Here is a 25,359-nt window from a genome sequence, read left to right as displayed (position 1 = left end):
TAGTTTAGTTAGTTAATCGTTTTACAAATTTGTTATTTCCCATAAAAAATGAGCTCAATTCAAATTTCCTTATCAATAGCTTAGAATTCATTTAGTTAATCATTTTTAGTTAATAGTATTTAGTTATTTTTATGTTTCAATATAAGTAATTTTATTTCTCCAGTTAATACATCTTAATCAATAACAAAGTGTGATTTACACATTTATAATAATGATTAAAAAATTTAGTGCAATTTCAAAAACAAAAACCTTTAAGAGAATGCACTTTTTTTAAAATTTTCTTTTTTTACACATTAAGAATAGTCTAAATCATTACAAAAACACACTCTCAATACTGCTATTTATTTAGCTTTAAAACATTTTCAAATATCATTAAAAAAACACAATAAAGATGGGACATATTGATAGAAAGAAAGGGGTAAAATCGTATTGAAGCCACTAAATAGTAGTTTTTATTATTAAATAACTAAAATATAGGATTCATTACACAAAACATATGCTATAAATAGTATTATCACAACAATACCTTATTAATATTTCATTAATTTTAGCTATAGTCTATTTAGATTTCCAAAACTCATCATTTAAGATGTATTTTTTATCTTTTACGTTTTGATACTTCTTTTTAAATTCTGAAGGATTCATATCGTAAAACTGCTGAAATTGTTTTCTAAAATATTTAAGATCTCCAAAACCAGCCATACTTGCTACTTGATTAACCTGCATATCTGTAGTAATTAATAGTGTCGCTACCTTTCTTAGTCTAATACCTCTCGTAAATTCTGTAGCTGACTTTCCTGTGATTTTTTTGATTTTTTTATACAATAAAGAATGACTCATTCCTACCTCTGTTGCTAAAGTTTTAATATTAAAACTTTCTTCTTCCATTTTATTCTCTATAATATCTACTATCCTATCTAAAAGCTGTTTATCTTCTTCAGATAATTTAGAGCTAGTTACACTTTTGGTAACCGTATTAAGCAAATGTTTCTGTACACTTTCTCTTCTAGTTAAAATCCCGTTAATTCTAGCTAATAAATAATCTTTATCAAAAGGCTTAGTAATATAATCATCAGCACCTACTTCTGCACTCTCCAGCTTTACTCCTTCTGTACTCCCTCCTGAAAGTAGTATGATTGGAATATGCTTTAATCCTTCTGTTGTTTTTACATATCTACAAAATTCAACTCCATTCATTTCTCCCATGACCACATCAGAAACAATTAAATCAAACGGAATTGTCTTAAGTACCTCTACAGCCATCTCTGCACTTTTAGCTGTTGTAATATTATATCTAGGTGATAAAATATTTTTTAAATATTTTCTTATTTCAGGATTATCATCTACAACTAACAAGTTTTTTAAGTTCTTTACTAATTCTTTAGACTCCTCATAATTTTCATCTTTTTCAATAAGTTCTACCTCTTCAAAAACCTCCTCTACATAATCAATATGCTCTTCTTCAAGTTCTTCTTTAATTTCTACGTCTCCAAAATGAGATTTACCTTTTAACAACTTAATTTCAAAAGTAGTTCCTCCATTTTTTGTATCATAACAAGCCACATCTCCTTGGTGCTGCTCTACAAACTCTTTAACCAAATAAAGACCTATTCCAAAACCTTTACGATTACTTTTATCTCTTTTACTAGTTTGATAAAACAAGTCGAATATTTTTTCTTTATCCTCTTCTGTCACCCCTTTACCATTATCTATTACACTTATAGATGTTTTATCACCTGAAAGCACATTTAACCTCACTTTTACCTCTCCTCCTTCTTTTTCCGTAAACTTTAATGCATTGGATATTAAATTAAACAACGCTATTTCTATTTTTTGTTTATCCGCATAAACAAAAAGCTCATTTACATCTGATTTAAAAGAGTAAGCTATATTTTTTGTTTTAGCATGATTTGTAAAACAAGTAAACACTTCATTACATGCTTCTACCAAATCCATTCTACTAATAATTAATTTTCCTGTTTCAGTTTCAGTCTTTCTAAATAGCAAAAGTTGATCCACCAAACTTAACAATCTACGAGAGTTTTTGTATACAACCTCAATAACACTAGGATCCACTTTAGAGTTTTCACTATTAACTATATCCTTTAATGGGTTAATAATCATAGTTAATGGTGATCTAAATTCGTGTGAGATATTTGTGAAAAAAGTTGATTTTTTCTCATTTAATTCTTTTTCTTGAGCTGCTAAATCTTTTGATAATTTAATTTCAAATTTAAGCTCTGTTTGTCTACGCTGATACCTATCTACAACAAAGATTGCTAAAGCAAAAATAAGTACGTACAAAAGATAAGCCCATACAGTCCTATACCAGGGCGGTAAAATAGTAATTGGAAATGTTAATGTTTGATTATTCCATTTTCCATCTGCATTGGTTGATTTTATTTTCAATACATAGTTTCCTTCTGTTAACTTGGAATAATTTGCAGTTCGTATATTTCCAACCTCATGCCATTCAGAATCCCATCCTTCTAAAAAATAAGCGTAAGATATTTTTTCAGGGAAACTATAATCTAAACCAGCATATTCAACAGTAACCATTGAGTCTTCAAAAGGAAGTTCTATTTCATTTATTCCAAAAGCAGTTTTTCCAAACTGACTTAATGGTTTGTTATTTACTTTTATTGAATTTATAACTAGTGGAGGAAAATCTTTAGCTATACTATAAGGTTTAGAATCAATTACATTGAACCCTTTAATTCCTCCCATTAAAATTTCTCCCGTAGATAATTTTAATGACGCATTGTAATTAAACTGATTACTTTGAAGTCCATCTGAATCGTAATACTTAACTATTTCATTAGTATCCGCATTAAATTTTGTAATTCCGTTATAAGTACTTAACCAATAACAACCTTGATTATCCTTTTCAATATTTAGAATTGAATTATTTGATATTTCATCTGCTTCTGTTAAAGCTCTTTTTTTAGAAGTTTTAGGATTAAACACTATTAAGCCTCCTCCTTCAGTACCAATAAGCATCTTATCTTCTGCATGCTCAACAATAGACTGAACTGGATATCCTATATAATAAGACTGATGCTTGTTTTTATTTAAATCTAACTTTATCAATTCTGAGAAAGTACCTACCCACATATTATTGTTCTTATCCTGAGTCATGCAAATTACCCCTATATATCCTATGTGAACAAACTCAAATTGATCTATATCTTTATTATACCTATACAATCCGTCCCCTCCATTATGTGTTGAAACCCATAACTCTCCTTCCTTACTCTCATACAACTTCCAAACATAATCCTCAACCTCTTTGTTCTTAGTATTTAAAAGTTCATATTTCTTAAATTTTTTAGTTTTAGTATTAAATAAACTAACACCTCCACCATAAGTACCAAACCATGTTCCTTTTTTGGTAGTCACAATTCCTGTTACAAAATTATTAGGTAAAGAACTTAAATCATTTGGGTTGTACGAATAATTAACAAACTCATCTTTGGTTCTATTCCATAAACTTACTCCTCCACCATCTGTACCTATCCATATATGATTAGGATCTTGTTCCGAAAAGGACAATATAAAATTACTAGGAAGAGTGTTGGCTACGTTTTGTTTTTTAGAAATAATAGTAAAAGGAGATTTTTTACTTTCAATTATATCTACCCCTCCTCTTAAAGTTCCTATCCAAAATCTATTATCATTATCTTGATACATTGTAGAAATAGCATTGCTAGTTACAAGACCTGCATCTATATCATCAGAATTTGAAAGATGATAAAAAACATCAGTTTTTAAATTATACTTTACAACTCCATTCCCATCAGTAGCAATCCATAGTTCATTTTTTTTATGATCACATAAAATATCTTTAATTGGATAGCCCTTTAATTGCTTTGAATAATTAACATGCCTATTTGTAGAAATATTATACTTGTAAATACCTTTTTCATATCCTATCCAAATATTCGATTCTCCATCGTTTATAATACAATTACCATCTTTAATACCACTATAAACAATTTTTAAGGTATTTGATCCTGATTCCATTTTTACTATTCCTACTTCAGAAATAACAGCCCATAAAGTTCCTGAGGTATCGAATTCTATCCCTTTGACATGATATGTTTTAGTAATTTCATTTCCAATTTTTAATGAAACTCTATTTAATTTTTCATTCTTTTCATCATAATAAAACAATCCTTGTCCGGCAGTAGCTATATATACATTCGATTGATATTCTTTAATATCATACACTTCCGATGAAATAAACTCTGTAGACTTATTTTCGGTATTTAAAAAGAACTGTCTTTTAAACTCATTTGTTAAATAATCATAAACACTAACTCCTTTTTTTGTTCCTATCCAAATATGATTTAAAGTCCCACTAATACAAGTAACTTTATTATTGATAAGCGTTAATGTATCATTTGGTTGGTTTCTATAATTTACAAAATCATATGCGTCATACCTGCTAACACCATCATAAGTACCAATCCACATTAAACCTTTTTTGTCTTTGTATATGGCCGTTACAGAATTATTAGCTAAACCATCTTTAATATCTATATAACTTATTCTATAACGCTCTTTCTCAATATCTTTATTATCCTGTCCAAATAGCAAACAATTAAAAAACAAAAATATATATGTAAAATTCTTAATATTCATCTGAAAAAATTATTTGACATTATAATTACTATTATAATTTTAAATCAAAATTAAAGTATTATTAACATCAATAAATATAGTATATTTTATACCACCATACTTATAAATGTAATTTTCACACCTGTAAATATACTATTAAAAAATACCCCAAAAAAGTAATTTTTATTTTATAAACAATCCCTTATTTAAATCTATAAATAAAATATGTAATATAAAGCTTGTATTTATATATTTGCGTTCTATTAAAAACAATTTAGTTTTAATACCAAGCACCTATGGCGGAATTGGTAGACGTGCTACCTTGAGGGGGTAGTGTCCTATGGACGTGCTGGTTCGAATCCAGTTAGGTGTACTAAGAAAATAAGGATGGAAATTACCTATAACTTAAATGATTTATCTGCAGTAGCAAAAAAAGTTATTAATAACACCAAAAGTAAAACTCTTTTGTTTTATGCTTCTATGGGTACAGGTAAAACTACACTTATTAAAGAAATTGCAAATCAACTAGGGTGTAATATTAGTTCTTCTCCAACCTTTGCTTTGGTTAATGAATATGAAACCAAGAATAATGACATTTTATATCATTTTGATTTTTATCGTATTGAAGATGAAAACGAAGCTTATGATATTGGAATAGAAGAATACTTATACAACAATCATTGGGCTTTCATAGAATGGCCTGAAAATGTAGAAAATTTACTACCTTTAGATGCACAGGTTGTTACTATTAAAACTAACGAAGACAACAGTAGAACTCTTTTTTTAAAGTAACTAACAACCTGTATTATTTTTTATGATATGGGGAAACGTATGGCTGCATTTGGAAAATTTGAGTTTCATGTTCAAGAGGAACGACTAGCAATTCCATCTAAAAAGGGAGATTTTCTTATAGGAATACCTAAAGAAACTTGTCACGAAGAAAAAAGAGTTTGTTTAACACCTGATGCTGTTGCTGCTATGACGCTTCAAGGTCATAAAATAGTAATAGAAACTGGAGCTGGATTGGCTTCTAATTTTTCTGATGCTGAATACTCCGAATCAGGAGCAAAAATAGCCTACACTGCCAAAGAAGTGTTTGAATGTTATTTAATTTTAAAAGTATCTCCACCTTCATTAGAAGAGATTGATTTAATGAGACCTCAAGCTTTTTTAGTATCATCCTTACAACTTAAAACGCAATCAGCCGATTATTTTAAAGCCTTAGCCAATAAAAGAATAACTGCCATCGCTTTTGATTTTATTAAAGATGAACATGATAGTTTTCCCGTTGTAAAATCATTAAGTGAAATTGCCGGAACCGCTTCTATTTTAATCGCTTCAGAACTAATGAATGCTGAAAAAGGAGGGTCTGGTAGACTTTTAGGAAATATTAGTGGTGTTCCTCCTTGTGAAGTTGTTATTCTAGGTGCAGGAACCGTTGGTTTATTTGCTGCAAAATCTGCAAAAGGACTAGGAGCTAGTGTAAAAGTTTTTGACAATTCAATCACCAAACTAAGACAATTACAACAAGATTTACATATTCCTATATACACTTCTACCATTCACCACAAAGCATTAGAAAAAGCTTTAATGAGAGCTGATGTAGTTATTGGTGCTATAAAAGGAAAAAGCCGAGCTCCGATTGTAGTTTCTGAAGATTTGGTTTCAGTTATGAAAGAAGGTGCCGTCATTATTGATGTTAGTATCGACAGAGGTGGATGTATAGAAACTTCTGAACTTACTACCCATAGCAATCCTACTTTCACAAAACATGGTGTTGTACATTATTGCGTTCCAAACATTCCATCTCGCTACGCTAAAACTGCAACCATTTCTATCAGTAACATCATTACTCCTTACCTATTAAATATTGGAGAAGAGGGGGGCTTTGAAAGCGCTGTTAGATATGATAAAATCATTAGGAGTGGAATGTATATGTATAAAGGAATTTTAACAAATAAAGCTGTGGGAGATTGGTTTAACTTTCCTTTTACTGATATTAATTTATTGATTTTTTAATTTGCAAACAGACCTCTTAATACAAACTACTTCTTTACTTTTGATGTCAGAAAACCTCAATTATGTTAAAAGAATTACTAAGTAAAATCGATGCCAAATTATTAAGAAGATTTGGATATTATTTTGGTGGATTGGCTCTTGGAGTGGTTGCCTTAACATACATAAACAAACAAAAAGGAACCACTTTTAATTACGGTCCTACGGCTAGAGTTTTAAGTCAAATTAGATTAAAAGACACCTTAAAAATATCTGATAAAGCTCAAGAAATTTTAACTCAATATCATTTAGATTCATTAGACATTCAATACATGCTTCATAAAGGTGATTGGAACAGAGACAAAAGTCATGTTCATCAAAAACCATGTCCTGATTATTGGATTGATGCCACTATTGGTAAAAAAATAAATAATAAAATTGTTAGAAACAACTTCTCTTTTATTATTGAAAGATGTGAATACACCGCAACAATCACAGATATTAAAGTAAACTAATTATATTAACCTTAAACAAAAAAAGCTATGATTACAATTTTAGGGATAATACTAATTCTTGGGGGATTAGTAGGATTATTACTAAGTAAAGCAACTATTAACGATAATGCACCAACTTGGCAAAAAAATTTAAAAAAAGGCCATGCTATTTTTATACTAACCATTGGCTTACTCCTCGCAACTATTAATCAACTATTCTTTTTTGCTGACAGAGGATTTAACTATTTGCTAGTTTCTCCTACAGGAACCATGAGTGCTGTAATGGAACAAGGAATCAAATGGAGAGGGTTTGCCAAAATTGATAAATGGCAAAAATTTATTGATGTAAAAGTAATTGGTAACGGTATTGAAATAGATGAAGATGAAGTAGAAGGTATTATGAAACCTGTACCTCTTCGTTTTATTGATCAAGTTACCGCTACTGGTTTTATTTCTACGAGATTTGAATTACCTAGAGACGAAACTAGCTTTATAGGATTGGCGGTAAAATTTAGAACGATGAGTAATTTAGTAAACAACACCATTGTTCCAACCATCAAAGAACAATTGGTTAATACTGCCTACATGTTTGCTGCTCAAGATTACATTTCTGGTGAAGCCCAAAACTTTAGACAAGTGTTTGAAGAACAATTAAAAGGTGGTGCTTATGCTGTTGAAAAAATTGAAAAAAGAGATACTATTTTTTCTACCATACAGCAAACAAGTAAACTTATAAAAGAAATTCAAACTTCTTATGAAGTAAATAAAGTTTTAGAGAATGGAATCCCTAAAAGAATTAAACATGAGCTAAGTGAAAATAACATTATTGTCTCACAAGTAATTGTAGATAATATAGAACTTGAATCTACTTTTAAACAAAGACTAGAAGCACAACGAGATGAATCTGCAAAAAGACAATTAGAACAACAAAAAGTAGAAACTGCCAAGGACGCTCAGCAACGTATTATTGCTGAAGGGGAAAGAGATAAGGCTGCTGAAAGAGTTGCACAAGAAAAAGAACAAGTAAAGGCTTTAATTGCTATTGAAACAAAACTAAAACAAGAAGAAACTAATAAAAAATTAGCAGCTATTGAATTAGAAACAGAACGTTTAAATGCACAAACTAAAAAGGTAAAAGCTGATGCTGAAGCCTATGAAATATCCAGAAAAGTTAGTGCAGGTATTACCCCAGAAGTAAAATTAAAGTTAGAACTTGAAAGAGATATTAAAGTAGCTGCAGAAGTTGCTAAAATTAAATTCCCACAAACTATGATTATTGGTGGAGGTGATTCAAAAAACGGAACTACACCTCTTGAAAGTTTAATTGGAGCCGCCATGGCAAAACAATTACAAACCCAAAGTAAATAATAAAGATGAACACCTATACCCTACAAAACAAATATTTAAAGGCTACTTTTAAATCTCAAGGAGCAGAATTAATTAGCCTCTGTAAAGAAAACATTGAATATATCTGGAATGGAAATCCAAAATTTTGGAACAGACATACACCTGTTTTATTTCCTTTTGTGGGCTCTTTAAAAAACAACAGCTACACTTACAAAGGAATTTCATATCCAATGGGACAGCATGGTTTTGCTAGAGACAAAAACTTTATTGTTGCAACTCAAACAGAAGATAGTATTACGTTTCAATTAGTGTCAGATAAAGAGACTAAAAAAGTATATCCTTTTGATTTTCTTTTTCAAATAAAATACACGCTTACTTCTAATGGATTGGTAACTTCTTATTTTGTAGAAAACCCTGCTCAAGAAGATTTATATTTTTCCGTGGGTGGACATCCTGCTTTTAATTGTCCTTTTGAAAAAAATCAAACTAGAGAAGAATATATTTTAATGTTTGATAATAATGAAACTCCAGAAGCCAAATTGATTGAAGGAAGTTTAATAGGAAATGAATCTTATCCGGTTTTTAAACAAGAAGGGATTTTAGAATTGCCTAAAAATGTATTTGACAATGATGCCATTGTTTTTAATCCAAATCCATTCTCACAAATTTCTTTCATACACGAACCTACAGGAAATACTTATATGAGTGTAGAATTTAAAAACTTTCCTTATTTAGGAATATGGTCTAAAAATCAAGAAGCTCCTTTTATCTGTATTGAACCTTGGCATGGAATTGCCGACAACGTAAACCATAACCAAGAAATCACAGAAAAAGAGGGAATTATTAAATTAAATCCTAAAGAAACTTTCAACTGTGAATACAGTATTTTAATCAATTTTGATAATGAATAAAATCATTTTTCCTTTTATTATTGTTTGTGTGGTCATCATTGCTTTTGTGATAAAACTGAACTACAAGGAGAAAATAATGGAAAATGCGGCGACCACTACTGGGAAAGTGATGAATGAATTTCAAAGAGGAAAGTTACCTTATTGCGAATTTACTTATACGGTGAATGATATAATTTACAACAAAAAACAAGAGGTTCCGATGCATTTAAAAAACAAAGTAACCGATAGTATTTTTACAATTCTGTACGATGCAGATAACCCTAAAAATGCAATGATAAAGTTTAAGTAAATATGTTAACATTAAAACAAAAACAATTTATTGGAACTTTAATTTTTTTTATAATTATGTTATTATTTAGTAATTTTTATCAAAAGAAAAAGAAACAAAAAGAAAAAGACCTTTATCAGAATCAACGACTATCTTTTTGTGTTCCATATCGTTACGAAATAGAAGGAAGTAGAACAAGTCATACTTTATACATAAAATATAAATTAAAAAGTTTGACTAACTATTTTGATTCTAGAAATGAAATCAAAGAAAAAAACATCCAATTAAACCATTACTATCCTGTAATCTACAACAGAAAAGACAGTTTACATTCATTACTTTTAATAAATAAAAAACCTATTGATCCAATTGCGCAAATAGCAAAAAACTCATTTGAAATGTATGGAAAAATAGATTCTTGCTATAACGCATATAACTCTTCTGAAACTTATATTTCTTATACAGTAAATCATCAGAAATACTCTTTTAGAACAAGAATAGACAGTACTCTTTTACCTAAAAAAACAATAAGTTCTTCTGTCGGAAAAAAGATTAAATTAAAAGTATCAAAAACATATTTTCAACTTAACAATCTGTATTTGTTAAGTTATGATAGAGTTCCTGACTTAAAGAAAACTTATAAATACAAGGATGAAAACATTCAATTATTATATTAAATAAAAAAAGGCTCTAAATAGAGCCTTTTTTTATTTTTTATCTTCTAATTCTTTATAAAACCTTTCTTTGATGGGTTTGATAGATCCTATAGATTTTTCTAGCCAACTTAAATATAACTCTTCTTTTTCCTCATCAGTTAATTGCCAATCAATGGTCGATTTACGCAATCTATCCGTCGTGTTTTGTAAAGTGATGGCTGCTGCTACGGATACGTTTAAACTTTCTGTAAAACCATACATAGGAATTTTTAAATAGCCATCTGCTTGACTCATGACCAAGTCTGAAGCTCCTGCTCCTTCTACTCCAAATACAAAAGCAGATTTTTTAGTAATATCAAAATCAGACACAAAAGAAGAATCTTCGTGAGGTGTGGTTACAATAATTTGATATCCTTTTGCTTTTAGTTCATCTACACAGTCTTGTGTATTGTTTTCTCTGGTTTTAAATCTGTGAAAATCTACCCATTTCTGAGCTCCTTTCCCAACACCATTAGAAATGTAAGCACTGTATTTATTTTCTATAGTATAAATATCTTGTACCCCAAAAACATCACAACTACGCACCACAGCACTCCAATTATGTTTTTGATACAAATCCTCCAACACCACGGCAAAATGTCTAGTTCTATTCTTTAACACCTCTCTGAACAAAGCTTTACGCTCATTGGTTACAAACTCCTCTAGATAAGTTACTAATTGTTGATCTACCATAAGTTTACTCTACAAAACTTTTAAAATTTTGATACAAAGCCCCTTCTTTATTAATGCTTGCTCCTTTTAAAATTAAATCAAAAATTTCTAAATTTCTTTCTTTAGCATATTTCTTAGCTCCTTTAAAAAATTCAAACTGTTTACTTTTAGGATTGTTTAACAAAGTCTGAATTCCTTCTTGGCTAGATAAATCAACACTATCATCATTAGATTTAATCATAATACGTTGTATCACCCCTTCGGTACAATAAAATAAATTAATACTCGATTTAGAAAAATGTTCAACATATTCTGCTTTGGTTAATACATCTTCCCAAACCAAATCGCTAAAAATATTAATTTCTTCATCTGCAACTTCTGGTTTGTTGGCTTTAATATCATTCCATTCTTTTACATCAATTTGTTGGGTAGCCAAAAAGGTAGCAAACTCTTGATGTAACTCTTCTAATTGTTCTTTGGTTAGTTGAATGTATTTCATTTTATTAGGTATATAAAGTAAAATCTTAAATAAATAGAAAACTATTTTTCATAAAAAAGCTCACTATCCAATAAAGGTAGTGAGCTTTTAATATGTTTAATTGTTGAGAAAATTACTCAGCAATAATTTCAAATTCTAAATCCGCTGTTACAGTTCTGTGTAAACGAATTGCAGCATTGTATTTTCCAGTTCTTTTGATAGATCCTCCAGCAATTTTGATGAATTTTCTTTCAATAGAATGTCCTGCTTTTTCTAAAGCTTCTGCAACATCAATGTTAGAAATAGAACCAAATAATTTAGTTCCTTGACCTACTTTAGAAGTCAATTTAATTTCTAATGCTTTAATTGCTTCAGCAGTAGCGTTAGCTTCTTCAACTAATTTAGCTTCTTTATAAGCACGTTGCTTTAAAGTTTCTGCTAATACTTTTTTAGCAGACTCAGTTGCTAAAACAGCTTTTCCTGTAGGAATTAAAAAGTTACGTCCGTAACCGTTCTTTACTTCTACGATATCGTCTATGAACCCTAAGTTCTCAACGTCTTGTTTTAATATTACTTGCATGATAGTCTACTTATTATTTTAATAAATCTCCAACATAAGGCATTAATGCCAAGTGACGAGCTCTTTTGATAGATTGTGCCACTTTACGTTGGTATTTTAAAGAAGTTCCTGTTAAACGTCTTGGTAAAATTTTACCTTGCTCGTTTACTAAGTACATTAAGAAATCTGCATCTTTATAATCGATGTATTTGATTCCTTTTTTCTTAAATCTACAGTATTTAGCTTCTTTTTTAGTTTCGATGTCTAATGGAGTAAGATATCTTACATCTCCTTTAGCACCACCTTTTGCTTGTTGATCGATATTTGCCATAATTACTTCGCAGATTTTAAGTTAGACTTTCTTTTCTCAGCCCATGCAGCAGCGTGCTTATCTAACTTAACTGTTAAATAACGCATAACGCTATCGTCACGTCTAAATTCTAATTCAAAAGGAGCAATTACTTCACCAGCAACTTTGTACTCAAATAAGTGGTAAAATCCACTTTTTTTCTTTTGGATTGTGTAAGCTAATTTCTTTAGCCCCCAATCTTCCTTATGTAACATTTCGGCACCTTTAGAAACCAAATAGTCCTCGAACTTTTGTACTGTTTCCTTTACCTGAACGTCAGATAAAACGGGATTCAAAATGAAAACAGTTTCGTAATGATTCATAATGATTGTTTTTAATTAAATTTAAATCGGGTGCAAATATAGTGTTTTTATATCCACTTACAAAACTCAAATTCTAAAAAATACACTACTTTTTTAGTTTTGATTTAAATTGATGATAAACTGCTGTAATATCTGTAGATAGCTGAAAATGAATCAATACAAAAAGATAAGCCACTCCTAAAAGAACAGATTCTGATAATATATTTACAACAGGATGAAATTTGAAATTAAACAAAACACCTATCACAGTAAATAATGTTATAAAAAATAGTGCAATCCATGTTTTTCGGGTTGTTGGCCAAATGTTAAATTTCTTTTTTACATACCCTAATTTTACCGTATTAAAAACTAGTACTACAATTAAAGTAGACAACGCCGCTCCGTTAATTCCCATAAGTTCAATCAACCAATCATTTAAAAGAATTACAGAAAAAGCCATTCCTACTCCATAAGGTAATAAAATTTTATAGTATTTAGAATTAGAAATAATGGCTCCGTTGTTCCCTAAAAACATGTGATATAATTTGGTTATAGAAATCATTAACACCACCCAAAAACCTCCAGTATATTTTTTGGGCAATAAGGCAAACAAAGATTCTAAATTGGCATTTACCAAAATAAAAATCAAACCCGAAGCTATTAATAGAGTAATCGATGTTTTTTGATATAAATCTAATACATCAACATCATTCTCTTCGTTTAATGCTTTGGCTGTTAAAGGCTGTACAATCTGACTCATAGCCCTACCAGGAATTTCAATCACCGTTCCTATATACACCGCAACAGCATAAAAAGCGACTTCTTCTATAGCTTCTTTTTGCGGAATCATAAACTTATCTATATCCAACAAAATAGTAGCTGCAGAGCCTGCCATGATAATATAAAGACTATATTTTACAATTTCCCAAAAATTATCAGGTAAGGAAAAACTGAACTTAGGCAAGTATAATTTAAACGCAAATAACATCATTAAAAATGTTTGTAAAAAATAGGTTCCTGTTAACCATAGTACAAATTGATGAGCATTAATCCACTCTAAATAAACAGCAAACAACAAAATAGTAGCTGCAATTCTTACAAAAAGTTCTTTTAATAAATTTCCATAAACCGATTTTAAATGAACTCTAGCCCAAGCATAAAAAATCTCAAAATAAGCAGTTGCCAAGGCAACTAAAAAAATTAAATAAGTATAATCTTTTACCAAAGGATTTTCCTCAGACAACCAGTCAGAAATCTTTCCGTAAAAACCAACACCGATCATTCCCAAAGGAATTACTAAAACCAATGGAAACCATAAAGCTGAACTTAAAAACTTATCTGTTTCTTCTTTAGAAGTAAATAACGAAAAGAATTTTACAACACTAAAATTTACTCCCAATGCCATTAATGGTTTTAAAATAAAGGCCGTTGACAATAAAAAAGTAACAAGTCCATAATACTGATCTCCTAAAAAATAAGTGTATAAAAACAATGCATTTACAGCTCCTATTAGAATAGCTACAAGTAAAGTAACCGTGTTTCTGTATGATTCTTTTAAAACAATTCCCATTTTTGATTCTATTGGTCATCGAGCGTAGTCGAGATGCATTTGTTCTAGACTACACTAGAACACCTAATTATTTTTGAATAATCAACATTTTTATTTCTTTGTAAATAGTTTCACCAACTTGATTTCCGTATAAAGACATAGAAAAATCATGTATGGCTGAAATATGATGTTGATAAGCTTCTTGCATTTTAACAGCATTACTTCCTACCAAAGTAGCAAATCCATTATTTACCAACTCTACCCATTCGGTTTCTTCACGAGCAATTACACAGGCTTTTTTATTAAAAAAGGCTTCTTTTTGCAACCCTCCACTATCAGTCACCACCAAAGCACAATGTTGTAACAAGGCCAACATATCAAAATACCCCACAGGATCTATAAATGTAATAGGATAGGTTAATTGATGTTTTTCTAAAATAGATTTGGTTCTAGGATGCAAAGGCATCACTACTTTTTTATATTGATGAATAGTCGTTAACCCTTCAAAAATTCCTTTTAAAGCATTGAGATCATCTGTATTTTCTTGTCTGTGAATGGTTGCCAAAACAAACTTATTTTTCACCAACTGATGTTTTTCTAGCACTGTAGCTTTTTCTTTTGATAAAGCTCCGTAAAACTCGACAGCATCTTTCATAATATCACCAGAATTCACAATTTTAATATCGTGATTTCCAAAACCTTCATTTTCCAAATTATCAATCGCTGTCTGGGTAGGACACAACAATAAATTTGCAATTCTATCCGTAACAATTCTGTTGACTTCCTCTGGCATAGACATGTTAAAAGATCTTAAACCGGCTTCTATATGTACAACTTTAATTCCTAACTTTTGTGCTGCCAAAGCTCCTGCCAAAGTTGAGTTGGTATCTCCATAAACCACTACAGCATCTGGTTTTTCAAAAATTAAAACCTCTTCTATTTTAGCCAACATTTGTCCAGTCATGGCTCCATGACTCAATCCATTAATATTTAAATTGTATTTAGGAACAGGAATTTGCATTTCCTCAAAAAAGACCATACTCATGTTATTGTCATAATGCTGACCAGTATGCACAATCACTTCTTCAAGTTCATCGTGTTCTACAATAACTCTACTCAACACCGCTGCTTTTACAAACTGTGGTCTTGCTCCTAATATGGTAACTATTTTTTTCACCTTACTTTTTAATAATGTTTGCCAATTGCCCTGTTAAAGATTTTCGATGATATTGCTCTACTCCTACCGAATTTACTGTTAACGCTCCCAACTTAAATTGTGTATGTAAATCTACAAGTATTTCTGTTAACTTTTTCACATCCTTAAAATCTACCACAAAACCTGCTTTTGATTTTTCTAAAATTACCGCCAAATCTCCATCTGTTGGAGCAATGGCTACAATTGGTCTTTGTGCTTGTAAATACTCAAATATTTTTCCTGTTACAATTCCTTTTGCACTAGGAACATTGTTTACAGCCAATAGTAATACTTGTGATTTTTGCTGGTAGCTTTTTACTTCTTCATGAGGTAAATAATCTATAAAAGTAATCTTTCCTGAGAGTTGATATCTTTCAATACTCTCTTTTACTTCTTGAGCAACTTTTCCTATTAACTGAACTTTAAAATCAATTTTATTTTTTAATAATGATAAGGCTTTCCATAAAACCATTGGGTTTCTATCAGCATTTAACATTCCAATATGAGTGATAGTAAAAGCTTCATCTAGATTTTTTTCAGTGCTTACCTCTCCATCAAAACCATTGGTGATGACATGTACGTTTTTAGAAAAAACATCATATGATTTTTTCATTTGATTACCCACCACCAAAACCTCATCAGCATGTTTTAAAACTTCTTGCTCTAAATATTCATGTTTTTTGATGGATTTTTGAGTCAAAGGCAGTTGATGAAAATAATCAATTTCTGTCCACGGATCTCTAAAGTCAGCAATCCAACGGATGTTTAATTTCTTTTTTAAACCCAAACCAATCATGTGAGTGGTGTGTGGTGGCCCTGTAGAAATAATTACATCTATTTTATTTTCTGATAAATACTTCTCTAAATAAGTAATCGATGGTTTTATCCAAAACATACGAGCATCGGGAATAAAATAATTAGCTCTTATATAAGTAGCTATTTTAGAACTCAAACTTCTTTTGGTTCCTAAAAAACCAGCACTAGTTTTTACTTTTTTCTTATTAGCAAAAACATTCATAATCTGATTAGGCTCCCAAATAGGTTGTTTTATCACTTCTATTCCTTTTGGAATATCATTACACAAAGTTGCATCTACAATTGGATAATCTGGATTTTCAACGGTGTAAACCACTGGAGTAATATCAAAATCTTGTAAATACTTTACAAACTTTAACCAACGCTGCACGCCAGAACCTCCGGCTGGGGGCCAATAATATGTAATGACTAAAACTCTCATTTATTTTAGTTTCTTATACATTTCTAATAAGTTCTTAGAGGTTTGTTCCCAAACAAACTCTTCTTTCAAAAACCTCTGACCATTTTCTCCTTTTTGTAGCCTCAACTCCTCATTCTTTGCTAATAAAATCACTTTTTCAGAAAAATCTTTAACATCTTTTTCAATATGAACCAATCCAGCATCTATTCTTTCTATTAGTTTTTTTTGAGCAATGGCATTGCTTACCAACAATGGTTTTCCAAAACTCATATACTGAAATAATTTATTAGCATAAGCCACATCATGCTGAATACTTCTATGTAAAGGAGATATACAAATATGACTTGCCTTAATGTATGATGGAAATAAAAGTACATTTTTCCATCCTTCAAAATCTACATACTCTTCAATTCCTAGTTTTTTAACATCTTGTTTTAACACTACATCTGTTGTGTTAGTACCAACAATTACAAATTTTATATTAGGAATGGTTTTTATTAAAACAGGAATGCTTTCTATAGCTGTTTGTAAACCTCTTCTTAAATGAGTATCTCCCAAATACAAAATCACAAAATTATCTTTGTATTTTTCAATAATAAGGGGATCAATTACCGCTTCTTCATAGAAAGACTTTCTAACTGTATTGGGAACCAATAGAATTTTATCGTCTGAAATCTTTGTTCTTCGAACAACCTCCTCTATAAATTCTTGAGATACTGTTATGATTTTATCTGCTTGCTGAATAAACTCCTCTTCTTTTTTTTTCCATTTTTGAGGAGAAATAATATACTTACCCGGAAACTTCTGTAAATGAGGATAAAACTTCATTACCTCTGGTAAGTTATCATGTAAATCAAGTATTGTTTTTAATTGATATTTTTTATTAGCCTTAAGAGTAGCTTGAGCGATTCTAATATCATGAATATGCAAAACTTCAATTTTCTGACTTTCTATAAAATGTTCAATTTTTCGAGACATTTTACGGGTATACAAAGAAATTGTATAAGCTAATGCTGATAACTTGTACTCAAATTGATTTGAAGTATATCTACAAACTTGAACTCCATTAACAATTTCAAAATCAAGTTGATTATCATCATATTTTAAACAAAACAAAAAAACTTGATGCCCAGCCCCAACCAAAGCAACAGCTTCATTTTCCACCCTTGGATCTGGCGGAAATGTCTTGTCTAAAATCATTCCTATACGCATGGAGCTATTGTTTTTTCTTTTCTATAAAGAAGATTCCAACAGATACTAGGATTAACAATCCATATCCCACTAAACTCAACATAGATCCTTGTTGAATTACTTTTGGCTCAAACTTAAATATAATTTTATGTTTTCCCGCTGGAATATTCATAGCTCTTAACACATAATTTGCTCTGTAATGTGGAGTTAATTTTCCATCAACATAAGCATTCCACCCTGGTTGGTAATACATTTCAGAAAACACAGCCAATTGTGTTTTTTCAGACTGAGAAGTATATACCAATTCATTTGGTTCATAAGAAACTAATGATATGGTTGCCGTAGAATCTACTTCTGTAGGTTGTACTTTAAAATCTTGGGTGTTGATGACTACATCATTTTTAGAATCAAAATCTGTTAAGGCTAAAATTTCATCATCTGCATTGTCTACAGAAATAATATTATGTACAAACCATGCATTTCCATTAGCATCAGGATTTTTTTGAGCTTCTGGCTGACCTTGCTCTGAAGCCACAATAAAATACTTTGTATTTAGCATGTTAATAATTTCCATGTTGTTTTTAGACAATTGATAATCTACCAACTCTTGATATCTACGTGGTTTTGCTGCGTGATATCCTCCTATAGAATTGTGATAATAAGAAGTAGCTCCATCATTCATAAAATTCCCACTAAAATTAGCCACTCTGTAATGACTTTTATCTTGAAGAATTTGTTTATCTGCTGCAGATGGCGAAAATGGTTTTTCAACTTTATTAGCAGGTAAAAAATCATCATCGTTTACATAACGTTTGGCAACGGTTAAAGTGTCAAACAACATCACCACTCCCAAAACAAGAATTCCGTATTGCTTTTTTATTTTAACATTTAAAACCATCCATAAAACACCAACAGTAATAGCAACCAAAACAATAGATCTTAATCCATCCGAAAATAATATATCTTTTCTATCGGCTTGTAAAGCTCCAGAAAAACCAGGAATTTGTTGATTATAATATGCATCATTTAATCCTGAGAAAGAAAACAACATTCCTCCAAAAAAAGTAAAAATGATTAAAATTCCACCAATAAGGATTGTCGCTATTTTTGTAGATTCTATTTTTTCTTCTTTAGGAACGGTATCAGAAAAGAACTCTTTTAAAGCCAACATCCCCAACAAAGGAATACAAATTTCTGCAATGACTTGAATAGAAGAAACTGCCCTAAACTTATTATATAGAGGCATATAATCAATAAACAAATCAGTTAAAAAACCAAAGTTTTTTCCCCAACTTAATAATATTGAAAATATAGTAGCAGCTACCAATCCCTTTTTTATCCATCCTTTTACCAAAAAGCATCCTATAAAAAACAAGAAAACAAATACCACTCCTATATATGCAGGTGCTGCCACAATAGGTTGATTTCCCCAATAAGTAGGTACGCTTTTAGAAAAATTAACAGCTTGTCCAGCTCCTATTTTTGATGCTAAAAATTTATAAGTATTAGAATCTCTTCCTAAATCTTCGTTATTCGCCCCTCCAACCAAACGAGGAATCATTAAATTAAAAGTTTCTAATATTCCATAACTATATTCTGTAATATAATCTTTAGACAAACCTGTAGAAACTTCTTTTGGTTTTCCATCAGAAGTTACGGTTAACTCGCTTTTACTACGAGTACTGTGTGCTGCATATTCTTTGGTAGCCAACATACTTTGTGCATTGGTTAACAAACCAATCACCATGGCTAGCACGACTAAAGAAATAGGTTTTAAAGAACTTTTTAAGATTCCTTTTTTAATTTGTTCTATCACAAAAAACAAGCCTACAAACAACAACATAAACAACATATAATAGGTCATTTGTGGGTGACTTGCTTGCATTTCTAATGAAGTTGCCAAGGCAGTTAAAACAAACCCAACTACATATCTTTTTTGAAAAAGTAACAATACTCCGGCTAAAACCAAAGGAATATAACCAATTGCATGAGCCTTTGCATTGTGACCAACTCCTAAAATAATGATAAAATAAGTAGAAAAACCAAAAGCTAAAGAGCCTATCAAAGCTAATTTCCAATCGAATTTTAAAACGGTTAACAACACAAAAAATCCTAGAAAATACAGAAATAAATAATCTGCTGGTCTAGGTAAAAAACGAATAAGGCTATCTAACTTTTTAATATAATCGTTAGGGTAATAAGTACTTAATTGATAAGAAGGCATTCCTCCAAAAGCAGCATCTGTCCAAAATGCTTCTTTTCCGTTTTCTGCTCTATAATCTTTTAGTTCTTTAGACATTCCTCTAAACTGAGCAATATCACTCTGAAATATTTTATATCCTTTTAAAACAGGCTTAAAATAAAAAAGGGCAACTACGCTAAAAGCGATAATTACACCTATATAAACAGCAACCTGTTTAACGTTAAATGTTTTTTTCAAAATTATTTTTATTTTGGAATTAATCTATTTCCTCGTAATCTACATACTCACCAACATTATCATTCACAACATTGTTTTGAGCTGGTTTTTTGTCAATTGTAACCGTTCCTTCTTTTTCTAAAGGTTCTTTTTTTACTTGCTGACCTGTTTTCTTCTGAACGTAATTCACCAATAAAACAGGTACTACATATTTAACAAAAAACTTAAAAATATAATATACTGCAAGTATAATTAATAGTGTTCTAATAAAATTTATAAATCCGGCTTCTTGCATTGATTTTTCTTTAGTTGCTCAAAAATAATAATTTGAAAACGAACCTACCCGCTCTACTATAAAATATTATATTTACATATCATAATTTTTCTGTTTTCATGAATCGAATTCTTCTGAGCATATTGTGTTTTATACTATTTACTAACACAAATTATGCCCAATATACCAACATTATAAATGCCAATAGACCAGGTGACACAGAAACACCTTATGCGGTAGGAAGAGGTGTTTTTCAAATAGAAAACTCAATATTATCAAATAATTTAAACAGAAAAAACACCAATTACAAGATTAATACTTTTAGCAATGATCTTGATATACATTATGGTTTTTTATCTGAAAGACTAGAAGCTACTTTAAACCATAGATTTTCTACAGGAGAAATAAACAACTCTAACCTTTCTGGTACCGAAAATTTATCAATAGGACTTAAGTATTTAATTTATGAACATGTTAACAAAGAAAGTCCCGAGCTTAAAAGGAGCTGGAAAAGACGTTATGGTTTTAAATACAATGGATTAATTCCAAGTATTGCAATTCAAGCTAAATATCATACACCGTTAGCTAGTCATAAATTTTACAACGGAGGCATAAGTAGTTATAGTATGAGTATTATTACTCAAAACAATATCAATAGAAAAGTCTCATTAAACAACCAACTAGATTATTATAACTACAACGGAAGTTATGCTCAAATGGTCTATTCAGTTTCATCATCTTTTGTAGTAGCAAAAAGATGGAACCCTTATTTACAATTTCAGTTTTATGGTTCTAAAGACAGTCATTACTCAACTATTGGAATAGGAACTCCTTTTTTGGTTAATAAAAACTTAGCTATTGCCGCTAATTACAAAACCAATATTGGCGAAGGCATTTCGGGTCATGAAATTGGTATAAACCTAGCCTTTAGAATTGATAAACATTATGATAGATGGGAATACATAGATAGAAAAAAAGACACTCAATTAGAGGTTATAGAGACTCCAGATAAAATTATCGACAATCCAAAAGAACCAGAAATAATAAATAAAACTGAAGATGATGATATTGTAGAGGAAGTAGAAAAAAATACTACTATTGATGATAATCAATCTTTAGATGAATTTCTAAAAGAAATCGCCAAAGAAGAAGAGCAAAAGGAAAAAACAAAAAAAGAAAAAAACAAAAAGAAAGTCAAAAAGAAGAAGAAGAAGAAGAAGAAGAAGAAGAAGAAAAAAGAAGACACAAAAATTAATGATGAATTCATTTTAAGCTATTAAATCTATTCTATGATATTATCTATTAGCGAACATATAAACCCTACAGACACTACTTTTAGTTTTGACAAAGAAGAAAGTAGACATTTAATTAAAGTATTGAGAAAATCCGAAGGAGATACTGTATTTATTACTAATGGAAACGGACATTTTTTTACCACTGAAATATCTTTTGCCAGTGAGAAAAAATGCACAGTAAATATTATTAAAACAGAATACAAAACTAAAAACCGTCCTTTTCATTTACATATTGCTATTGCTCCTACCAAATTAAACGACAGATATGAGTGGTTTTTAGAAAAAGCCGTAGAAATTGGAATTGATGAAATTACTCCTATTGTTTGTAAGAACTCCGAAAGAAAAGTAATTAAGGTTGATAGAATGAAAAAAATTATTCAATCTGCTGTAAAACAATCTTTACAACTGTATATTCCTAAATTTAACGAACCTATTTTGTTTGATGATTTTTTAAAACAACAACAAGCTACTCAAAAATTTATAGCGCATTGTGAAGATGAAAACAACAAACAATTTTTACAACACATTGCCAAACCTGAAAATGATATTTTGGTATTAGTAGGACCTGAAGGAGATTTTACTCCAAAAGAAATTAAACAAAGTATCGATTTAAATTTCATTCCTGTAACGCTTGGTCATAATCGATTAAGAACCGAAACAGCAGGTGTTTACATCTCTTCTTTAATGACCTTATTATAGTCCTCTATGAAAACAGCAGACTTACACCAATTGTTTTTAAATCAAAAACAAAACTTTACCACAGACACTAGAAAAATTACCCAAGGAGCCATCTTTTTTGCTTTAAAAGGAGATAACTTTAACGGAAATACTTTTGCTAAAACGGCTTTAGAAAACGGAGCCGCATATGTTGTAATTGACGAAGAAGCCTTTTATATTGACGAAAGAACTATTTTAGTAAAAAATGTTTTAGAAACCCTGCAACATTTAGCTCATTTTCATCGTGAATATTTAGGTATCCCTATTATTGCCTTAACAGGGAGTAACGGAAAAACCACTACCAAAGAATTAATTCGAGAAGTATTAGCTACCCAATACAAAGTAAATGCAACTGTTGGGAATTTAAACAATCATATAGGAGTTCCATTAACCCTACTAAACATGACGCCTGAAACGGAAATGGGGGTGGTTGAAATGGGAGCAAATCACTTAAAAGAAATTCAATATTTGTGTTTTATCGCTGCTCCAAACTTTGGATATATTACTAATTTTGGAAAAGCACATTTAGAAGGTTTTGGTTCTGAAGAAGGAATAATACAAGGAAAATCTGAAATGTATGATTACATAGCTAATGCAGAAGGAAAAGCATTTGTAAACCAAGAAGAAAAAAGAATGGTTGAGCAAGCTGAATACTGTGAGTGTATCTATATCAATCCACACGAAACTCCTTTGCTTGAGTTAACTCCTTATGTACAATTAGCTCATAAAGGAGATGTGATCCAAAGTAATTTGATAGGAAAATACAATTATAATAATATTATTGCTGCAATTGCTATTGGTCATTATTTTAATATTTCTGATAACAACATTAAAAAAGCCATAGAAAATTATAAGCCCGAAAACAATCGTTCCCAAATTATTAAAAGAGGAAACACTCATATTATTTTAGATGCTTACAATGCCAATCCCACAAGTATGTCAGCTGCGTTAGAAAACATGAATGCTTTAAACAAAAGCCGTAAAGCTGTTATTTTGGGCGATATGTTTGAATTAGGAACAACTAGTAACGAGGAACATAAAAACATTGTATCCAAAGCATTAGAGAGTAATTTTGGTACTTCCATTTTTGTTGGACAAAATTTTTATCAGCAAAAAAACAATAAAGCTTTTTTCTTTGCTTCATTTGATGATTTAAAAAATAATTTTGATTTTGATTTTTCTAACACAACTCTTTTAATCAAAGGATCTAGAGGAATGGCTTTAGAAAGAGTTTTAGATATTTTATAACCTAACCTAGATCTTTAATTATTCTACTTCTATTATTATTTGAGCACAAACTTAAATCAAAAGCGCTAAAGAACTGTTTATCTATCACTTAACTTTGAACTAGAGAAAGATGTTAAGGTAGTACACATCATTAAAGTATTACTCAAAAAAATGATAGAAAAATGAAAACAAGTTTAGACATTCTTACAGAAAAATTAGAAGGATTATTAATTAGAACTCACGATGCTGAAGAAGGATTTAAAAAAGCATCTGAAAAAACCGACCACTTAGGATTAAAGGCATATTTTAAAACAAAATCAGAACAAAGAAAAGAATTTGCTGAAGAATTAGCAGAAGAAATTAAAGCCCTAGGTGGAGAATATAAAAAAGGTACTAGTTTAGAAGGACATGCCCACCGAGCTTGGATGGATATTAAAACACTATTTTCTAGCCACGATGCTCAAGCAATGCTAGAAGCAGCCATTACTGGAGAAAAAAAGTCAGTTAAAGACTATGAAGACGCTATATATGATTCTGCCACTCCACCATCAATCGTATCTATTTTAAAAGAACAATTATCTAAGATTCAATCAGGTTTAAACACAATTAAAACTCTAGAAAATCTTTAATAAAATTTATTAAAAACATATTATTAAACAGCCAGTTATAATTATATAACTGGCTGTTTAATGTTTAGATATTATTTTTTGGCACACTGTTTGGCTTATAACCTATGTTAAGTTTCTTCTAATTGAAGAAATAATGTCTCACTTAAAAACAATACATCATGAAAAAATTATACTTATTTATAGCAAGTTGTTTTTTAGCAAGTATTGCGGTTAATGCTGCTAATACCAACAATAGGTACAACAACCAAACACCATTCATCTTTATAGAAAATGGTGTAGAATATGCCGTATTTAACAATGGAGAATTTGATTTTAATATCATTCATCAACCAAAAGCGAATATTAATATCCGTACAAGAAATATCAATCTAAGTTTTAACACAGGTTACAATTATGAACCGTACATACAAAAAGATAGATACGGAGCTATCGTACAAATTGAAAGAACTCCCATTTACTATAATCGTTATGGTAAAGTAACTAGAATTGGTAGTGTCTTAATTAATTACAATCATCATGGATGGGTTTCAAATATTGGAAATCTAAATATTTATTACACCAATCATGGAACAATTTATAATAGAAGAGGATATATAAATCATCATAACATTAATTATAAGCCTTGTTATTTTGCATATAAAAGACCTAATCATAGAAGATCTATTGTACATACAAAGCCATATAGACGAAACAACTTTGTAAGAGAACACTACAATTACAAGGCTAAAGAACATAAAGATAACTATAAGAAAAAACACAAGTATTCACATAAAAACAACTCGTCAGAGAAAAATAAAAGTAAATACAATAAAAAAGAGTTTAAAAAACAAACCAACAATAAAAAAGAAGCTTATAGAGGAAATAGTAATTCTTACAGAAGAACCTCTAGCAGTAATGATTCAAAATATGTAACTACTAATGATAATAGTTCTAAAAAGAACAAAAGAAGATAAA

The 25,359-nt window shown here is 30.1% G+C and carries 24 protein-coding genes and 1 tRNA gene; 13 read left to right on the top strand and 12 right to left on the bottom strand.

Translation table 11 applies throughout. The features are described from left to right. Positions 1 to 558: 558 nt before the first annotated feature. Positions 559 to 4,644 carry a hybrid sensor histidine kinase/response regulator transcription factor gene (locus tag BUB70_RS10520; RefSeq protein ID WP_084730261.1) on the bottom strand — a complete coding sequence of 1,362 codons (4,086 nt, stop codon included), beginning with the start codon at positions 4,642 to 4,644 and terminating at the stop codon, positions 559 to 561. A gap of 269 nt (positions 4,645 to 4,913) precedes the next feature. Between BUB70_RS10520 and BUB70_RS10515 the strand changes: the two genes are divergently transcribed. From BUB70_RS10515 to BUB70_RS10480, 8 genes are all read left to right on the top strand, one after another. Further along, a tRNA-Leu gene (locus BUB70_RS10515) sits at positions 4,914 to 4,996 on the top strand. A 14-nt stretch (positions 4,997 to 5,010) separates the two neighbouring features. Then, positions 5,011 to 5,415, top strand: a complete 405-nt coding sequence (gene tsaE / locus BUB70_RS10510; protein ID WP_073121322.1) for a tRNA (adenosine(37)-N6)-threonylcarbamoyltransferase complex ATPase subunit type 1 TsaE — start codon at positions 5,011 to 5,013, stop codon at positions 5,413 to 5,415. A gap of 27 nt (positions 5,416 to 5,442) precedes the next feature. Beyond that, positions 5,443 to 6,642, top strand: coding sequence for an alanine dehydrogenase (locus BUB70_RS10505; protein ID WP_073121320.1), 1,200 nt, complete (start codon positions 5,443 to 5,445; stop codon positions 6,640 to 6,642). A gap of 62 nt (positions 6,643 to 6,704) precedes the next feature. After that, positions 6,705 to 7,133: a hypothetical protein gene (locus BUB70_RS10500; RefSeq protein WP_073121317.1), complete on the top strand. Its 429-nt coding sequence runs from the start codon at positions 6,705 to 6,707 to the stop codon at positions 7,131 to 7,133. Positions 7,134 to 7,160: 27 nt separating this feature from the next. Then, a complete protein-coding gene (locus BUB70_RS10495; protein ID WP_073121315.1) occupies positions 7,161 to 8,480 on the top strand; it encodes an SPFH domain-containing protein in 1,320 nt (439 codons plus the stop codon). Positions 8,481 to 8,485: 5 nt separating this feature from the next. Next, the gene (locus BUB70_RS10490; RefSeq protein WP_073121312.1) at positions 8,486 to 9,370 is read left to right on the top strand and encodes an aldose 1-epimerase family protein; all 885 of its coding nucleotides are present in this window, start codon (positions 8,486 to 8,488) and stop codon (positions 9,368 to 9,370) included. Continuing rightward, positions 9,363 to 9,659 (top strand): hypothetical protein, encoded by a 297-nt coding sequence (locus tag BUB70_RS10485; RefSeq protein ID WP_073121310.1) that lies wholly within the window; start codon positions 9,363 to 9,365, stop codon positions 9,657 to 9,659. Before BUB70_RS10490 ends, BUB70_RS10485 begins: the two co-directional genes overlap by 8 nt. Positions 9,660 to 9,661: 2 nt before the next feature. Further along, positions 9,662 to 10,315 carry a hypothetical protein gene (locus tag BUB70_RS10480; protein ID WP_073121308.1) on the top strand — a complete coding sequence of 218 codons (654 nt, stop codon included), beginning with the start codon at positions 9,662 to 9,664 and terminating at the stop codon, positions 10,313 to 10,315. 30 nt (positions 10,316 to 10,345) lie between these two features. Here BUB70_RS10480 and BUB70_RS10475 read toward each other — a convergent pair whose 3' ends face one another. The 11 genes from BUB70_RS10475 to BUB70_RS10425 form a co-directional block, all read right to left on the bottom strand. Continuing rightward, the gene (locus BUB70_RS10475; RefSeq protein WP_073121306.1) at positions 10,346 to 11,026 is read right to left on the bottom strand and encodes a TrmH family RNA methyltransferase; all 681 of its coding nucleotides are present in this window, start codon (positions 11,024 to 11,026) and stop codon (positions 10,346 to 10,348) included. Between the two features lie 4 nt (positions 11,027 to 11,030). Continuing rightward, complete coding sequence (locus tag BUB70_RS10470; protein ID WP_073121304.1) at positions 11,031 to 11,504, bottom strand: DUF6495 family protein; 474 nt, start codon at positions 11,502 to 11,504, stop codon at positions 11,031 to 11,033. Positions 11,505 to 11,616: 112 nt separating this feature from the next. Then, entirely contained in the window at positions 11,617 to 12,063 is a 447-nt protein-coding gene (gene rplI, locus BUB70_RS10465) for a 50S ribosomal protein L9 (RefSeq protein WP_073121302.1), read from the bottom strand. Between the two features lie 13 nt (positions 12,064 to 12,076). Further along, on the bottom strand, positions 12,077 to 12,373 hold the full coding sequence (rpsR, locus tag BUB70_RS10460; RefSeq protein ID WP_073121300.1) for a 30S ribosomal protein S18: 297 nt from the start codon (positions 12,371 to 12,373) through the stop codon (positions 12,077 to 12,079). A 2-nt stretch (positions 12,374 to 12,375) separates the two neighbouring features. Next, positions 12,376 to 12,714 carry a 30S ribosomal protein S6 gene (rpsF, locus tag BUB70_RS10455; protein ID WP_068824382.1) on the bottom strand — a complete coding sequence of 113 codons (339 nt, stop codon included), beginning with the start codon at positions 12,712 to 12,714 and terminating at the stop codon, positions 12,376 to 12,378. An 85-nt stretch (positions 12,715 to 12,799) separates the two neighbouring features. After that, a complete protein-coding gene (locus tag BUB70_RS10450) occupies positions 12,800 to 14,263 on the bottom strand; it encodes a lipopolysaccharide biosynthesis protein (RefSeq protein ID WP_073121298.1) in 1,464 nt (487 codons plus the stop codon). Positions 14,264 to 14,330: 67 nt separating this feature from the next. Continuing rightward, a complete protein-coding gene (wecB, locus tag BUB70_RS10445) occupies positions 14,331 to 15,419 on the bottom strand; it encodes a non-hydrolyzing UDP-N-acetylglucosamine 2-epimerase (protein ID WP_073121296.1) in 1,089 nt (362 codons plus the stop codon). Position 15,420: 1 nt separating this feature from the next. Then, the gene (locus BUB70_RS10440) at positions 15,421 to 16,674 is read right to left on the bottom strand and encodes a glycosyltransferase family 4 protein (RefSeq protein WP_073121294.1); all 1,254 of its coding nucleotides are present in this window, start codon (positions 16,672 to 16,674) and stop codon (positions 15,421 to 15,423) included. Then, entirely contained in the window at positions 16,675 to 17,865 is a 1,191-nt protein-coding gene (locus tag BUB70_RS10435; RefSeq protein ID WP_073121292.1) for a glycosyltransferase family 4 protein, read from the bottom strand. 4 nt (positions 17,866 to 17,869) lie between these two features. Further along, positions 17,870 to 20,284, bottom strand: a complete 2,415-nt coding sequence (locus tag BUB70_RS10430; protein ID WP_073121290.1) for a YfhO family protein — start codon at positions 20,282 to 20,284, stop codon at positions 17,870 to 17,872. A gap of 19 nt (positions 20,285 to 20,303) precedes the next feature. After that, the gene (locus BUB70_RS10425) at positions 20,304 to 20,558 is read right to left on the bottom strand and encodes a hypothetical protein (RefSeq protein ID WP_073121288.1); all 255 of its coding nucleotides are present in this window, start codon (positions 20,556 to 20,558) and stop codon (positions 20,304 to 20,306) included. A 98-nt stretch (positions 20,559 to 20,656) separates the two neighbouring features. Between BUB70_RS10425 and BUB70_RS10420 the strand changes: the two genes are divergently transcribed. The 5 genes from BUB70_RS10420 to BUB70_RS10400 all read left to right on the top strand — a co-directional run bounded on the left by BUB70_RS10420 (position 20,657) and on the right by BUB70_RS10400 (position 25,358). Further along, positions 20,657 to 21,817, top strand: a complete 1,161-nt coding sequence (locus BUB70_RS10420; protein WP_084730260.1) for a transporter — start codon at positions 20,657 to 20,659, stop codon at positions 21,815 to 21,817. A 9-nt stretch (positions 21,818 to 21,826) separates the two neighbouring features. Continuing rightward, positions 21,827 to 22,531, top strand: a complete 705-nt coding sequence (locus tag BUB70_RS10415; RefSeq protein WP_073121284.1) for a 16S rRNA (uracil(1498)-N(3))-methyltransferase — start codon at positions 21,827 to 21,829, stop codon at positions 22,529 to 22,531. Between the two features lie 6 nt (positions 22,532 to 22,537). Beyond that, the gene (locus BUB70_RS10410; RefSeq protein ID WP_073121282.1) at positions 22,538 to 23,797 is read left to right on the top strand and encodes a UDP-N-acetylmuramoyl-tripeptide--D-alanyl-D-alanine ligase; all 1,260 of its coding nucleotides are present in this window, start codon (positions 22,538 to 22,540) and stop codon (positions 23,795 to 23,797) included. A 161-nt stretch (positions 23,798 to 23,958) separates the two neighbouring features. Beyond that, on the top strand, positions 23,959 to 24,405 hold the full coding sequence (locus tag BUB70_RS10405; protein ID WP_073121280.1) for a ferritin-like domain-containing protein: 447 nt from the start codon (positions 23,959 to 23,961) through the stop codon (positions 24,403 to 24,405). Between the two features lie 158 nt (positions 24,406 to 24,563). Continuing rightward, entirely contained in the window at positions 24,564 to 25,358 is a 795-nt protein-coding gene (locus BUB70_RS10400; protein WP_073121278.1) for a hypothetical protein, read from the top strand. Position 25,359: the final 1 nt, after the last annotated feature.

Source organism: Wenyingzhuangia marina (assembly GCF_900130035.1).
Classification (GTDB): Bacteria; Bacteroidota; Bacteroidia; order Flavobacteriales; family Flavobacteriaceae; genus Wenyingzhuangia; species Wenyingzhuangia marina.
The sequence above is the reverse complement of the archived record's forward strand: the minus strand, read 5'-3'. Positions and strand labels throughout refer to the sequence as shown.

Coding starts and splice junctions, on each gene's coding strand:
- BUB70_RS10520 (WP_084730261.1), bottom strand. CDS start 4,644: ATGAATATTAAGAATTTTACATATATATTTTTGTTTTTTAATTGTTTG.
- tsaE (WP_073121322.1), top strand. CDS start 5,011: ATGGAAATTACCTATAACTTAAATGATTTATCTGCAGTAGCAAAAAAA.
- BUB70_RS10505 (WP_073121320.1), top strand. CDS start 5,443: ATGGGGAAACGTATGGCTGCATTTGGAAAATTTGAGTTTCATGTTCAA.
- BUB70_RS10500 (WP_073121317.1), top strand. CDS start 6,705: ATGTTAAAAGAATTACTAAGTAAAATCGATGCCAAATTATTAAGAAGA.
- BUB70_RS10495 (WP_073121315.1), top strand. CDS start 7,161: ATGATTACAATTTTAGGGATAATACTAATTCTTGGGGGATTAGTAGGA.
- BUB70_RS10490 (WP_073121312.1), top strand. CDS start 8,486: ATGAACACCTATACCCTACAAAACAAATATTTAAAGGCTACTTTTAAA.
- BUB70_RS10485 (WP_073121310.1), top strand. CDS start 9,363: ATGAATAAAATCATTTTTCCTTTTATTATTGTTTGTGTGGTCATCATT.
- BUB70_RS10480 (WP_073121308.1), top strand. CDS start 9,662: ATGTTAACATTAAAACAAAAACAATTTATTGGAACTTTAATTTTTTTT.
- BUB70_RS10475 (WP_073121306.1), bottom strand. CDS start 11,026: ATGGTAGATCAACAATTAGTAACTTATCTAGAGGAGTTTGTAACCAAT.
- BUB70_RS10470 (WP_073121304.1), bottom strand. CDS start 11,504: ATGAAATACATTCAACTAACCAAAGAACAATTAGAAGAGTTACATCAA.
- rplI (WP_073121302.1), bottom strand. CDS start 12,063: ATGCAAGTAATATTAAAACAAGACGTTGAGAACTTAGGGTTCATAGAC.
- rpsR (WP_073121300.1), bottom strand. CDS start 12,373: ATGGCAAATATCGATCAACAAGCAAAAGGTGGTGCTAAAGGAGATGTA.
- rpsF (WP_068824382.1), bottom strand. CDS start 12,714: ATGAATCATTACGAAACTGTTTTCATTTTGAATCCCGTTTTATCTGAC.
- BUB70_RS10450 (WP_073121298.1), bottom strand. CDS start 14,263: ATGGGAATTGTTTTAAAAGAATCATACAGAAACACGGTTACTTTACTT.
- BUB70_RS10440 (WP_073121294.1), bottom strand. CDS start 16,674: ATGAGAGTTTTAGTCATTACATATTATTGGCCCCCAGCCGGAGGTTCT.
- BUB70_RS10435 (WP_073121292.1), bottom strand. CDS start 17,865: ATGCGTATAGGAATGATTTTAGACAAGACATTTCCGCCAGATCCAAGG.
- BUB70_RS10425 (WP_073121288.1), bottom strand. CDS start 20,558: ATGCAAGAAGCCGGATTTATAAATTTTATTAGAACACTATTAATTATA.
- BUB70_RS10420 (WP_084730260.1), top strand. CDS start 20,657: ATGAATCGAATTCTTCTGAGCATATTGTGTTTTATACTATTTACTAAC.
- BUB70_RS10415 (WP_073121284.1), top strand. CDS start 21,827: ATGATATTATCTATTAGCGAACATATAAACCCTACAGACACTACTTTT.
- BUB70_RS10410 (WP_073121282.1), top strand. CDS start 22,538: ATGAAAACAGCAGACTTACACCAATTGTTTTTAAATCAAAAACAAAAC.
- BUB70_RS10405 (WP_073121280.1), top strand. CDS start 23,959: ATGAAAACAAGTTTAGACATTCTTACAGAAAAATTAGAAGGATTATTA.
- BUB70_RS10400 (WP_073121278.1), top strand. CDS start 24,564: ATGAAAAAATTATACTTATTTATAGCAAGTTGTTTTTTAGCAAGTATT.